Source organism: Amphibacillus jilinensis Y1 (assembly GCF_000306965.1).
Lineage (GTDB): Bacteria > Bacillota > Bacilli > Bacillales > Amphibacillaceae > Amphibacillus_C > Amphibacillus_C jilinensis.
The window spans coordinates 483,105-495,605 of record NZ_JH976435.1; the positions used below are offsets into that span (position 1 = coordinate 483,105).

General features: G+C 36.1%; 14 protein-coding genes. 13 read left to right on the forward strand and 1 reads right to left on the reverse strand.

The window, feature by feature from the left end; translation table 11 throughout:
* Positions 1 to 13 precede the first annotated feature (13 nt).
* The 6 genes from B494_RS20145 (at position 14) to B494_RS21155 (ending at position 6,188) form a co-directional block, all read left to right on the forward strand.
* On the forward strand, positions 14 to 541 hold the full coding sequence (locus tag B494_RS20145) for a VanZ family protein (protein ID WP_017472099.1): 528 nt from the start codon (positions 14 to 16) through the stop codon (positions 539 to 541).
* Between the two features lie 427 nt (positions 542 to 968).
* Entirely contained in the window at positions 969 to 2,093 is a 1,125-nt protein-coding gene (gene proB, locus B494_RS0109175) for a glutamate 5-kinase (RefSeq protein WP_017472100.1), read from the forward strand.
* Positions 2,090 to 3,337 (forward strand): glutamate-5-semialdehyde dehydrogenase, encoded by a 1,248-nt coding sequence (locus B494_RS0109180; RefSeq protein WP_017472101.1) that lies wholly within the window; start codon positions 2,090 to 2,092, stop codon positions 3,335 to 3,337. Before proB ends, B494_RS0109180 begins: the two co-directional genes overlap by 4 nt.
* Before the next feature lie 82 nt (positions 3,338 to 3,419).
* Positions 3,420 to 4,346: a manganese-dependent inorganic pyrophosphatase gene (locus B494_RS0109185; protein ID WP_017472102.1), complete on the forward strand. Its 927-nt coding sequence runs from the start codon at positions 3,420 to 3,422 to the stop codon at positions 4,344 to 4,346.
* A 259-nt stretch (positions 4,347 to 4,605) separates the two neighbouring features.
* A complete protein-coding gene (gene ilvA / locus B494_RS0109190) occupies positions 4,606 to 5,865 on the forward strand; it encodes a threonine ammonia-lyase IlvA (RefSeq protein WP_017472103.1) in 1,260 nt (419 codons plus the stop codon).
* A gap of 164 nt (positions 5,866 to 6,029) precedes the next feature.
* Complete coding sequence (locus B494_RS21155) at positions 6,030 to 6,188, forward strand: hypothetical protein (protein WP_017472104.1); 159 nt, start codon at positions 6,030 to 6,032, stop codon at positions 6,186 to 6,188.
* Here the strand turns inward: B494_RS21155 and B494_RS0109200 are convergent.
* Positions 6,171 to 6,617, reverse strand: a complete 447-nt coding sequence (locus B494_RS0109200) for a YaiI/YqxD family protein (RefSeq protein WP_017472105.1) — start codon at positions 6,615 to 6,617, stop codon at positions 6,171 to 6,173. The two genes, B494_RS21155 and B494_RS0109200, sit on opposite strands and share 18 nt — an antisense overlap.
* Positions 6,618 to 6,694: 77 nt before the next feature.
* Between B494_RS0109200 and B494_RS0109205 the strand changes: the two genes are divergently transcribed.
* From B494_RS0109205 to B494_RS0109235, 7 genes are all read left to right on the forward strand, one after another.
* Positions 6,695 to 7,561 carry a CvfB family protein gene (locus B494_RS0109205; protein ID WP_017472106.1) on the forward strand — a complete coding sequence of 289 codons (867 nt, stop codon included), beginning with the start codon at positions 6,695 to 6,697 and terminating at the stop codon, positions 7,559 to 7,561.
* Between the two features lie 216 nt (positions 7,562 to 7,777).
* Positions 7,778 to 8,104: a hypothetical protein gene (locus tag B494_RS0109210; protein ID WP_017472107.1), complete on the forward strand. Its 327-nt coding sequence runs from the start codon at positions 7,778 to 7,780 to the stop codon at positions 8,102 to 8,104.
* Complete coding sequence (locus B494_RS0109215; protein ID WP_017472108.1) at positions 8,091 to 10,055, forward strand: V-type ATP synthase subunit I; 1,965 nt, start codon at positions 8,091 to 8,093, stop codon at positions 10,053 to 10,055. Before B494_RS0109210 ends, B494_RS0109215 begins: the two co-directional genes overlap by 14 nt.
* Before the next feature lie 21 nt (positions 10,056 to 10,076).
* Positions 10,077 to 10,553, forward strand: coding sequence for a V-type ATP synthase subunit K (locus B494_RS0109220; protein ID WP_017472109.1), 477 nt, complete (start codon positions 10,077 to 10,079; stop codon positions 10,551 to 10,553).
* Positions 10,554 to 10,581: 28 nt separating this feature from the next.
* Entirely contained in the window at positions 10,582 to 11,172 is a 591-nt protein-coding gene (locus B494_RS0109225; RefSeq protein WP_017472110.1) for a V-type ATP synthase subunit E, read from the forward strand.
* A 13-nt stretch (positions 11,173 to 11,185) separates the two neighbouring features.
* Positions 11,186 to 12,193 carry a V-type ATPase subunit gene (locus tag B494_RS0109230; protein WP_017472111.1) on the forward strand — a complete coding sequence of 336 codons (1,008 nt, stop codon included), beginning with the start codon at positions 11,186 to 11,188 and terminating at the stop codon, positions 12,191 to 12,193.
* Entirely contained in the window at positions 12,183 to 12,494 is a 312-nt protein-coding gene (locus tag B494_RS0109235) for a V-type ATP synthase subunit F (protein WP_017472112.1), read from the forward strand. The genes B494_RS0109230 and B494_RS0109235 overlap by 11 nt, the downstream gene beginning before the upstream one ends.
* The last annotated feature ends 7 nt before the right edge of the window (positions 12,495 to 12,501 follow it).

Here is a 12,501-nt window from a genome sequence, read left to right on the forward strand (position 1 = left end):
AGGATTGGTACTAATGATTGAAAACAGATTTATCATATTTTTCTTAATCAGCTACCCATTGTGGCTTTTTTTACGAAGAAGACATGTGATTAAACGCAAAAAAAGCATCGGATTAACAGAAGAAATTGTGTTACAAACTTTTGCTGTTTATATCTTGGCTGTTATTTATTTAACAATGGAGCCTTTTTACTTTCAATTACCTATTGTGGGGGAACGAGCTTTTTCATTTGATATGGATTTATTTTATCAATTGACGCATATGGCTGAGGGTTATCTGCATCTACAATTATTGTATACAGTTGGGAATATTTTATTATTTGTCCCCTTTGGTATGTTAGCTCCAATAGTATTCAAGAAAATGCGTCATCCTTTGCTTTTAATAAGCATGACTTTTTTATTTTCTTTAACGATTGAACTTAGTCAAGCTTTATTCACTTTAACTAGAACAGGCACTGTCGATGATTTATTCTTTAATACACTAGGTGGATTGTGTGGTTATTTTGTTTATTTATATGCAAGGTCAATCGGCAACCGAAAATGAAAGTTTTCTTTTAGGCATCAGTGAAAACAACAGCAATTGCTAAACTAGAATGTACAGATTTTTCTGATAAAAAACTTGACATTAGCTATTGGCTTATGGATAATAGAAACAAATTCATATCAGCAAAAATAATGATAAGGATCAAGTAGATGGATGATGTAAGAACAGAGATTGGAATGCACTGGCTGAAACGTTTCAACATAACCGCTCGCTATCGAAACCTGCCCTTTGAATTGTTAAGTGAAAACCTTGACCGCTCACCATAAGAGCGTTAACAAAAAAAACAAGAGGATATTTATCGTTTATCAAATCATGGTGGTACCGCGGAAAACTGCTTTTCGTCCATTACAGTATATGTGTAGTGGCTGAAAAGCAGTTTTTCTTATCTTCAATACAGTGTGTTGGTTAATGGAAAGTAGGTGTTAATGTGTCAAAAGAAAATCGTATGGTTGTTAAAATTGGGAGTAGCTCTTTAACAGAGAAAGACGGAACGTTAAGCTTATTAAAACTAAAATCCCATAGCGAAGCAATTGTGAAACTGATCAATCAGGGGACCGAAGTGATTTTAATCTCTTCAGGAGCTATATCAGCTGGTTTTAGAGACCTGGGGTATTCTAGTCGCCCTGTAACAGTGCAAGGAAAACAAGCTGCAGCAGCAGTTGGTCAAGGACTATTGATTGAAGCATATAACCACATATTTAAGTCGTATGGTTATGTATCTGCTCAGCTTCTGCTAACGCGAGATGTTTTCAAAGATGAAATGCAATTTTCTAATGTATATCAAACGATCACCGAGTTGTTGAAGCGCAGGATCATTCCGATTATTAATGAAAATGACTCTGTAGCCACTGACGAACTGACATTTGGTGATAATGATATGTTATCTGCATTAGTAAGTGGTCTGGTAAACGCAGATATGTTAGTAATGCTTACAGATATTGATGGAATTTATGATCAAAACCCTAATAAAGTTCCAGATGCCAAACGTTATCATCATTTGCCTCATATATCGGACCAATTAGTCGAACAGACCAGCCAGTACGCCGGTTCGAAAGTAGGTACAGGTGGGATGAAATCTAAGTTACTTGCTGCTCAAATGGCTACAACTTTAGGGGTTAACTGTTTTGTAGGGAATGGAGAAGGTGCAGGAAAACTTATGGCTATACAAGATGGTAAAGGGAGTGGAACCTATATTGGGGATAAGCATACGTCGCATGTTAGAAAGCATAAGCAATGGATTGCTTTTCACTCTGAAGTAAAAGGTCGGATTTTAGTTGATGATGGGGCTAAAGATGCACTATTATCTGAAGGTCGAAGTCTTTTAGCAGTAGGCGTTATTGCTATTGAAAATCAGTTTGAACAAGAAGATGTCGTTGAAATATATTATAACAAAGAAATGATTGGAAAGGGTCAGGTTAACTATACTGCCGATCAATTAAGGCGTGTTAAAGGGTTGAGTAGTAAAGAGGTAATGGAATTAACTGGATCTAACAAACCAGAAGTCATTCATAGGAATAAATTAATTATTACTGTTCAGGAGGTAGATGTATGAGTAATTTAGAAGAAATGGGATTAAAGGCGAAGCGGGCAAGTAACGATTTAGCTCAGGCATCAACTAAAGACAAAAATGAAGCACTTGCTTTAATAGCTGAGCAACTATTAGATTCACAAGGGCAAATCTTAAAAGCGAATGCAATTGACATCGATTTGGCAAAGAAAAATAAAATATCGGATGCAATTATTGATCGTATTCGCTTAACTGAAAGTAGAATTAAAGCTATTAGTGATGCGTTATTGCAACTTATTGAGTTACAAGATCCAATTGGTGAGCAATTAGAAGAATGGATACGTCCAAATGATTTAAAGATAAGAAAAGTAGCTGTTCCTATCGGCGTTATTGGAATTATATATGAAGCACGTCCAAATGTGACGGTTGATGCAGCCAGTCTATGTTTAAAAACAGGTAATGCTGTGATTTTACGTGGCAGTTCTTCAGCAATACAATCTAACCAGGCGATTGTTCAAGTGATTCGCAAAGCACTATCAAACTCGAATTTACCAACGGATAGTGTCCAATTAATTGAGGATACCGATCGGAAAACAGCAGAAAAAATGTTCCGTATGAATAAATATTTAGATGTACTCATTCCACGTGGCAGTAAAAAGTTGATTGATACGGTTGTTGCAAATGCTTCAGTTCCTGTTTTAGAAACGGGAGCCGGTAATTGTCACATGTATATCGATTATAATGCAGAAAAAGACATGGCAATCAACTTAGTCATTAATGCAAAAACGCAGCGACCTTCCGTATGTAATGCGATTGAAACTGTAATAGTACAGGAAGATTGGTTTGAAGTAAATGGTCATGCATTAATTCAAGCATTAAAACATGCTGGGGTAGAAATACATGGTGACTTAAATATTAAAGCATGTGACAACGCCATTATTGAAGCAGATGAAGAAGATTGGTATACAGAGTATTTAGATGATGTTGTTGCTATGAAAGTCGTCACTACGTTAGATGAAGCGATCGCACATATTAATCAATATGGTACGAAGCATTCTGAAGCCATTATTACAGAGGATGAGCAGCATGCTAGCCAATTTATGAATCAAGTAGATGCGGCATGTGTATATCATAATGCATCAACACGCTTTACAGATGGATTTGAATTTGGCTTTGGTGCTGAGATTGGTATAAGTACACAAAAATTGCACAGTCGAGGTCCAATGGGGTTAAAAGCTTTAACATCAACGAAATATCAATTATTTGGGACAGGTCAATTTAAACAGTAATTTTTTAATGAAAGATCTCGTTTTTTGCGTTACAATTAAACATGGATTTATTAAACTGTATAACGATAAAAGGAGCGATATTGTGAGTAAAACATTAATATTTGGACATAAAAATCCGGATACAGACACGATTACCTCAGCGATTGTATATGCGTATTTAAAAGGGCAATTAGGGGATCAAGTAGAGGCTGTTGCTTTAGGAGAAGTTAATAATGAAACGAAGTTTGCTCTCGATTACTTTAATGTTGAAGCACCTCGTATAGTGAACGAAGTGGCTAAAGAGACAAAAGAAGTTATTTTGGTTGATCATAATGAGAAGCAACAAAGTGTAGCTGATATCGATCAAGTCAAAGTTAAAGAAGTGATCGATCATCATCGCATCTCTAACTTTGAAACATCAGACCCGCTCTATTATCGAGCAGAACCAGTAGGGTGTACAGCGACCATTCTAAACAAATTATTTAAAGAGCACCACGTCCGTATTCCGAAAGATATGGCAGGGTTAATGCTTTCTGCGATTATTTCAGATTCATTACTTTTTAAGTCTCCGACGTGTACAAATGAAGATATTGAGGCAGCAAAGCAACTGGCCGAGCTTGCAGAGGTCGATTCGGAAATTTACGGTTTAGAGATGCTAAAGGCAGGCGCTGACTTAAGTGAGAAAACGGTTGAGGAATTATTAGCACTAGATGCTAAAGCGTTCGATATTGGCACAAATCACATAGAAGTAGCGCAAGTGAATACAGTCGATCCGGAAGAACTATTACAACAAGAAACTAGCATAAAAGATGCGATTACAGCGGTAATTGAACATCGCAAATTAAACTTGTTTGTTTTTGTCATCACTGATATTTTGGCTAACGATTCAACCATAATTGCAATAGGTGAAAAAGCAGATGCTATTAATCAGGCGTTTAATGTTGAACTTACTGATGATAAAGCAGAACTTAAAGGTGTTGTATCACGCAAAAAACAAATTATACCACAGTTAACAGATGCACTTTCTTAGATAAAATCTATGGCGTTAAGGGAGCGGGGTGCTATTGCCCTATTTAGGATTAATTATCGATAGCTAGCATATCTTAACTAGATAATAAATTTAAAATACTTTAACATAAAGTATTTTAAACTAAAGTAAAACTAGTCAGATATGCTTAAATGGCCCTTTGTGGCACCCGCTCTAATGACGGAGAAAAATTCATCTTAGTCTATTGTTTGTTGGATAGAATAAAATACTATTAATCTTAGCAAAGAAGGGATCCAGGACAATGAGTACGCAATTACAATCGATAGCTGTCAAAGACATTGTCATCGCCCATCAGATGATTAAAGATGTCGTAACAAAAACACCATTACAAAGAGATCCGATACTCTCTGAAAAATATCAGTGTAATGTTTATTTAAAACGTGAAGATTTACAAGTCGTCCGTTCTTTTAAAATACGGGGTGCTTATAATTTTATGCAGAGCTTGAGTAAAGACGAACTGAGAAATGGTGTCGTTTGTGCTAGTGCAGGCAACCATGCTCAAGGTGTCGCTTATTCATGCCAAGCATTAAAAGTAAAAGGAAAGATCTTTATGCCAACGACCACACCAAGGCAAAAAGTCAATCGTGTTGCCTTTTTTGGTGGAGACTACGTCGATATTGTTTTAACGGGCGACACATTTGATGATGCCTCTGATCAGTCAAAAAAATATTGCGAAGAGCACGAAATGGCATTTATTCATCCGTTTGATGATTACCGTACGATAGTTGGACAAGGAACTGTAGGCTTAGAAATATTGGAAACAATGGAGCAACCCATCTCACATATATTTATGTCAGTTGGTGGAGGTGGTCTGATTTCTGGTGTAGGGTCTTATATAAAAAGTATTAGTCCTGAAACCCAGGTGATCGGCGTAGAACCAGCAGGTGCAGCTTCAATGCAAGCCTCAATGAAAGAAAATAAGGTGGTTAAACTTGACCATGTTGATAAATTTGTCGATGGTGCAAGTGTCAAGCGAATTGGTGACCTAACCTTTGAAATAGCTAAACAAGTGGTCGATGGCTTTGCAACAATACCCGAAGGCAAAATATGTACAACGATGTTAAATCTCTATAATGAAAATGCTATAGTTGTTGAACCAGCTGGGGCGCTTCCAATTTCTGCATTAGATGATTACAAAGATCAAATAAAAGGGAAGAATGTTGTCGTTGTAGTAAGTGGTGGAAATAATGATATTGATCGTATGCAAGATATTAAAGAACGATCATTGATTTATGAAGGCTACAAGCATTATTTCATTGTTAGTTTTCCACAAAGAGCAGGTGCGCTGCGTGAATTTTTGATTAATGTATTGGGAGAGAATGATGATATTACAAGATTTGAGTACACTAAGAAGAACAATCGTGATCGTGGCCCCGTTTTAGTAGGGATTGAGTTACAAAACAAAGAAGATTATCGACCTTTAATTGATCGAATGGAGGAGAAAGGATTCTCTTATATTGAGATCAATAAAGATAAAGATTTATTTCAATTACTTATCTAATCATTGGTAATAAAGGGTAGAGAGGATTAGCGTCTTTCCTCTCTATCTTTTTCCTATTCTCACGCCATCAGTATTGAAAGGTAATAGCGTTATCAAGCTGTTGATTAAAGTTAGTTAGTGGGCTGACAAAGAAGCCTAAACATATAATATGGGGAGTGACACTGTTGAAAGTAAAGATGTTAATCCAAACACAGTATAAAAATGCTCTACTCCGTGCGGATAAAATTTATGTTGTACCTGATTCAACAGCGCAAAGATGGCATCAAAGCAAAATAGCTGTTATTGTGGATGAAGAACAAATACAATTAAATGATCGTATTTAGCAATTTGTTAAATGCCGCCTGAAATCGCTCGTGATCTGCTAGAAGAAAGGGTTTTGGTCCCTTGGTTCGTCCCCCTTGTTTTCTTAGTTGCGCATTGTGATAACGGGATGCTAATAGTTGGTTTATATTTTCAGCTGTGTATTGAAACCCTTTTGGGTGTATAACATAACATGACTTTTGTAATGCTAAAGAAGCTAAACCATAATCTTGTGTGACAAGGACATCACCTTTGTTAATCATACTTAATATCTTGTAATCAACCGCTTCTTTCTCACTATCCACGTATATTTCTTTTATCCACTCGTGGTATAGTCGATGTGAGAAGTGCGCATAGCTCTTAACTAAAATAATGGTTAATGGATAAGGTTCACATACCTTAATAATGTCTTCTGTCACTGGACAGGCATCTGCGTCAATATAAATAATCATTTTAACCTCCATTATTGTTATATAACAGTTTTAAGCTTATATTGTATTTTATCATAAAGAGTAAGGAGAATCCACATATGACGAAGATCCAACCCGGTCAAGTTATGACACTGACCGTTTTAAGAGAAATTGAAACGGGTTATGTATTAACCGATCATTCGAATGAGATACTACTCCATAAAAACGAAACCACACATGCATTAAAGGAATCAGAAGAAGTTGAAGTTTTTGTTTATCATGATAAACAAAAACAATTAATTGCAACAATGGTCCTTCCTAATGTGCGCTATGATCTATTTGATTGGGCCGAAGTGACCGAAATCAAAGAAGGGCTAGGCGTGTTTGTTAATATTGGTACAACAAAAGATGTCCTCGTATCAGTTGATGACTTACCATTGTTACGTACGGTTTGGCCTGAAATCGGCGACCAACTTTATGTGACATTAAAACAAGACAAAAAAGGACGATTATTAGCGGACCCTGTTTCAGAAGCGGATTTTGAGGGGAATTGGGACGTAGCACCTGAATCCATGTTAAATAATGATATTTCAGGGCGTGTCTTTCGATCTGGTAGAGAAGGGGCTGTCGTTATTACTGAAGAAGGCTATCGAGGGTTCATTCACCATACCCAACGTAAACAGGAGTTGCGTTTAGGAGAATGGGTAAAAGGACGGGTGATCAAGGTTAAAGCTGATGGTAGCTTAAATATATCATTAATCCCTAGAAAAAAAGATGCACAGGCATTGGATGCTGAGACTATTTTATCCCACCTAAAAGCACATCAAGGCGTGATGGATCTCGACAATCAATCTGATCCTGAAGCAATAAAAAGCACCTTTAACATAAGTAAATCCGCTTTCAAACGAGCACTTGGGAAATTATACAAAGAGCGATTGATTAAACAAGAAGATGGAAAAACGTATTTATTGGAAGGAAAGGATTAGTCCAAAAGTCCTTTTTCCGACTAGGGAAAAGGTGCTTTTTTTATAAAAATAAAAATTATTTCTTCCTATTAAATATAGCTATAAATCGATATGGCTGATTGACGCAAGCTAGTTAAAAAGATTTGAACAGCTGATCTATAAAAGATATAATAGGATTACTTGGAGCTTTTTAAATCTTTAGACTATGCTTGCTGTATGATTGGGGGTGCTAATGGAATGAGCTTGAAGACCATAGACGAAGTTAAAAGAATAGAACGTCAGGCTGAAGAGCTTGAACGCGACTATGAAGAGAAGCTACAAAAAATGAAACAAGAAACAAAAGAAACCATTGCAGAGATGGAAGAGAAAGTTGAAAGTGAGTTAGAAGCTTTCAAAAAGAAAGAATCTGCAACTAAAGATGAAAAGCTGCAGGCATTAAAGACGTCTTACCAAGAACAGTTAGAAAAAGACTTAAACCATCTTGAAACTAACTTTACAGATAAGAGCGATCAATTGATTAATGCAGTCATTGAGGAGGTAATGAGGAAGTATGGCAATAGCTAAGATGAAAAAACTGACACTCATATCTTTTCATGAAAAGAAAGATCAGTTGTTGCAGTCGATTCAAGCGTTGCAAAGGTTTGAAGTTGTTGATCTACCATCATCTGACTTAGGGGATTATCAAGTGTCTGCCTATGAGGTCGATAGCTTAGAAACCATTATTAAAAAATTTGAAACGCGAATTGACCAAGTGCAAGCTGTTCTGTCATTTATTCAGCCTCACTTGCCAAAAACATCAATGGTGAAGAAGTTAAAAGAGAAGAAAAAAGAATATTCTCTTGAAGAGCTTGAACAAGAAATTTTCAAATTTTCACCACATGAATTAGTTTCTAACCTTTTAAATAAACAACAACAACTTGAAAGTCTTGCTGAAGAGCAGAAACGTTTAATTGAAGAAGAAATGTTTTTGTCAAATTGGAAAAAGTTGAATTTCAAACAAGCTGATGTGCAACAAATGCAACACGTGACTGGAAGTGTCGGTACCGTACCACAAAATGTTCAAAATGCATACATTAATCAACTCAAAGAAAGTGAGCTTCTGTTCGCTGAAGAAGTTTATCAAAATAAAGATGAACATGGGGTAGCCATTTTCTATGACAAGCAAAATGAACAAGCAATTAAACAATTACTTAACGACAGTCATTTCGAAAATTTAACAGAAAGATTTAAACAAACACCAAGTGATCAGTTGACAGCCGTTCAACAGCAACAAAAAGAATTGAAAAAACGCAAATCCAATATTAAACGCGAGCTTGAACAAATGACTACTGAAGAGTGGCAATTAATGCTGACTGAAGAGTATTATGAAGCTAAACTTCAACGAGAACGCAGTAAATTATTACTTGTAGATGAAAAGCATTTGTTTATCATGGAAGGTTGGCTGGAAGAGGAAAAAGTTTCCTCTATCAAATTAGCTTTGACGGATAACTTTTCAGAAGATGATTTTGCTTTAATCGTTGATGATGTCAAAGAAGAAGAATATGATCAAGTTCCTATTGTTCTGAAGAATAATGGTTATGTTTCACCATTTGAAAGTATTACATCAATGTACAATCTACCTAAGTATAATGAGATTGATCCGACGCCATTTTTAGCACCGTTTTACTTGTTGTTTTTCGGTATGATGGCTGCTGACCTCGGCTATGGATTGTTACTGTGGGTGGCAACCTTTGTTGCATTAAATTACTTTAATTTTGATGGTGGAATGAAGAAAAATTTAAGATTTTTCCACTTGTTGTCGTATCCAACCATGCTTTGGGGAATACTATACGGGACTTTCTTTGGTGCTCCATTACCATTTATTATTCTATCAACAACAGATGATGTTATTACGATTTTAATCATCTCAGTGGTGTTGGGTGTCGTTCAAATATTCTTCGGCTTAGGTATTAATACATACCTTAAATGGAGAAGCCAAGATAAATATGGAGCCTTTGCTGATGGAATAGGTTGGATTGGTATATTTGCAGGCCTTATTCTCTTATTAGCAGGTAATATGCTGTTAGAGAATGAACTACTAGGTACAATCGGTGGGATTATCGCTGTTCTCAGTGCTTTAGGTATTATACTTGCTACAACATTAGGTACCGAAAACAAAGGACTTGGTATTGGCTTAGGTGTTTATAATCTATACGGTATTACAGGATATGTTGGTGATATTGTTAGTTATACACGTTTAATGGCTTTAGGTGTTTCAAGTGCAAGTATTGCTTTAGCATTTAATATGATTATCGGATTTATCCCTGTGTGGGGCAGGTTCACGGTTGGTATTCTTTTATTCCTTGTCCTTCATGCAGTCAATATTGGTTTAACGATGCTAAGTGCATATGTGCATGGCGCACGTTTAATCTTTGTTGAATTTTTTGGTAAATTCTATGAAGGTGGCGGAAAGGCACTAGCGCCACTAAAAGCATCTGAGAAATATATTCAATTAAAAAATCAAAAAGAATCATAAACGAGATGGAGGAATTACATTATGGAAAGCTGGTTACAATTTTTTATGGAAAATAACGGAGGATTTATCTTTGCTGCACTAGGTATTGGTGTTGCAGTTATTTTTGCAGGTATGGGTTCTGCTAAAGGTGTTGGGATGACAGGTGAAGCTGCGGCTTCATTAATCAAAGAACAACCTGAAAAATTTGGTAAGTCTTTAATTCTTCAATTATTACCGGGTACACAAGGTTTATACGGATTCGTTATCGGTTTCTTGATCTACTTAAACATGACACCAGATATGGCTTTAGCTGATGGTTTCTATATGTTTATGGCTGCACTACCTATTGCATTTACAGGTTTAACTGCGGGTGTAGCACAAGGGCGTGTATCAACTGCAGCTGTTCAAATCTTGGCAAAAAGAGAAGATCAAAACTCAAAAGGTATCATTTATTCAGCAATGGTTGAAACTTATGCAATCTTAGGGTTCGTTATCTCCTTCTTACTTGTTTTAGCATAAAATAAAAAATAGTGAGAGGATGGGGACTATGAAAGATTTACAAGCTTTGTCCACACAAATTTTGGCTAAAACCAAACAAGAAGGACAAGCCAAACTAGATGAGTACGAAAAAGTTGCTAATGACAAAATGGAAGAACAACGTCAAAAGCTTGTGGAAAGTCAAAAAAATCGTGAGGCGTCAATTGTGCGTCAAATGAAGAACGACTACGAACGAGAAGCACAGACATTAGCTAACACCCAAAGAAACACGGTCCTTGCCAAAAAACAGTCACTTCTAAATTCAGTATTTACTGAGGCTACGAATAAAATGGCGCAATGGGATGGCGAACAATTTTCTGTGTTCTTAAATGGTGTACTGTCTCAATTAGATGCGAGTAGTCAATGGACACTTGTTCCGGGTGAAAAATCAACTGACCTTTTTAAAACAAATCAAGTTCAGTCTGTAGTTAATGACTATTCATTTGTGACAGTGTCAAATGACGTCGTTAAACAAAAAGCTGGTTTCATTGTACAACAAGGTGGCATTGACTATAATTTCTGCTTTGATGTACTGGTAGCTGAGCTTAAAAAAGAATTTTCTCCACAACTTGCAACCTTAGCATTTAAAAGTAATGAATAAGGGGGGAGAATAAATGCAAGACACTCAATATAAGGGCGTCAATACACTGTTGCGTGTTTATGAAACAAGGCTTTTAACATCTGAAGATTACGAAAAGATGATTCGTGCTGAAGATTTAAAGGAAGCATTGGAAGTATTGAAAAGCACAGAATATCATATTAATGATTCTGAGATTCTAGAAGATAAAAATTTCGATGCGTTTCTTATGCATCGTCTAAAGGATATTTATGAGGAACTGTATAGTGTAACACCTGATTCTGAGTTGATCCAAATTTACACATTACGTTATTCATATCACAACTTAAAAGTATTGTTAAAGCAACGCTTTAAAGATTTAGAGCTTGAACATTTGCTAATTCCAATTGGCAAATATCCATTAACTACATTAAGAAATTTGGTTAATACGGAGCAATCTGAAGAGTTAAATCCAATTATGGTCGAAGCTGTACAAGAAGCAATTGCTGATTATGAGATATACGGCCGCATTGAAGCAGCTGATGTGTTTATGGATACGTATTACTATAAACATATGCGAGCGATAACCAACCGTCTGGATAATGATACGATTACACGGATGGCAGATGTCATGATTGATTTAGATAACCTATCAACTGTAGTAAGAAGTATTAACCAAGGTAAATCTCGGTCATTTTTGCATACGGTATTATCGAGTTCTGGGTCTATATCAAAACATGCAATTATTGAAGCAGCTGATCAAGGTGCAGTCAATGTCATGCAACAACTCTTTTTAGATAAACCATATGCTAAACAATTGGAAGCTGTACTAGCAGACTCAAAAGACAGTATAAATTCAATGGTGTTGGATAAAGTGATTGATGAAATCATTCATGAACTCATGGAGGAAGGTAAGTATCAACCGTTTGGTCCAATGCCTGTGATGGCTTTTATGTTTGCTATAGAAAAAGAAGTAACAAATATCCGTTTAATTCTTGTCGGAAAAGACAATCAAATCGAAGAAGAGATCATTAGAGAAAGGATGCGACCCATTTATGGCTCATAAAATTGCTGTAGTAGGAGATAAAGATTCGGTGCTTCCTTTTAAGATTCTTGGTTTTGATGTTTTTGCTGCTTCTACACCTCAAAAAGCGCGTGAAACAATTGATTCACTAGCTGATAAAGATTATGGTGTTATTTACTTAACAGAAGCAATGGCAAAGGAAATACCGGATACGATTAAACGTTATGATGCTGAAGTTCAACCAGCTATTATCTTAATACCGAACCATAAGGGTTCACTCAATATCGGTAAAGATCGTATTCAAGATAATGTAGAAAAAGCGGTTGGACAGAACATCTTATAATTAGGAG

Bases quoted from the DNA above. Each gene is read 5' to 3' on its own strand.
- B494_RS0109220 (WP_017472109.1), top strand. From the start codon at position 10,077: ATGGAAAGCTGGTTACAATTTTTTATGGAAAATAACGGAGGATTTATC.
- B494_RS0109230 (WP_017472111.1), top strand. From the start codon at position 11,186: ATGCAAGACACTCAATATAAGGGCGTCAATACACTGTTGCGTGTTTAT.
- B494_RS0109210 (WP_017472107.1), top strand. From the start codon at position 7,778: ATGAGCTTGAAGACCATAGACGAAGTTAAAAGAATAGAACGTCAGGCT.
- B494_RS0109215 (WP_017472108.1), top strand. From the start codon at position 8,091: ATGGCAATAGCTAAGATGAAAAAACTGACACTCATATCTTTTCATGAA.
- B494_RS0109225 (WP_017472110.1), top strand. From the start codon at position 10,582: ATGAAAGATTTACAAGCTTTGTCCACACAAATTTTGGCTAAAACCAAA.
- B494_RS0109200 (WP_017472105.1), bottom strand. From the start codon at position 6,617: ATGATTATTTATATTGACGCAGATGCCTGTCCAGTGACAGAAGACATT.
- B494_RS0109235 (WP_017472112.1), top strand. From the start codon at position 12,183: ATGGCTCATAAAATTGCTGTAGTAGGAGATAAAGATTCGGTGCTTCCT.
- B494_RS0109205 (WP_017472106.1), top strand. From the start codon at position 6,695: ATGACGAAGATCCAACCCGGTCAAGTTATGACACTGACCGTTTTAAGA.
- B494_RS0109180 (WP_017472101.1), top strand. From the start codon at position 2,090: ATGAGTAATTTAGAAGAAATGGGATTAAAGGCGAAGCGGGCAAGTAAC.
- B494_RS20145 (WP_017472099.1), top strand. From the start codon at position 14: ATGATTGAAAACAGATTTATCATATTTTTCTTAATCAGCTACCCATTG.
- ilvA (WP_017472103.1), top strand. From the start codon at position 4,606: ATGAGTACGCAATTACAATCGATAGCTGTCAAAGACATTGTCATCGCC.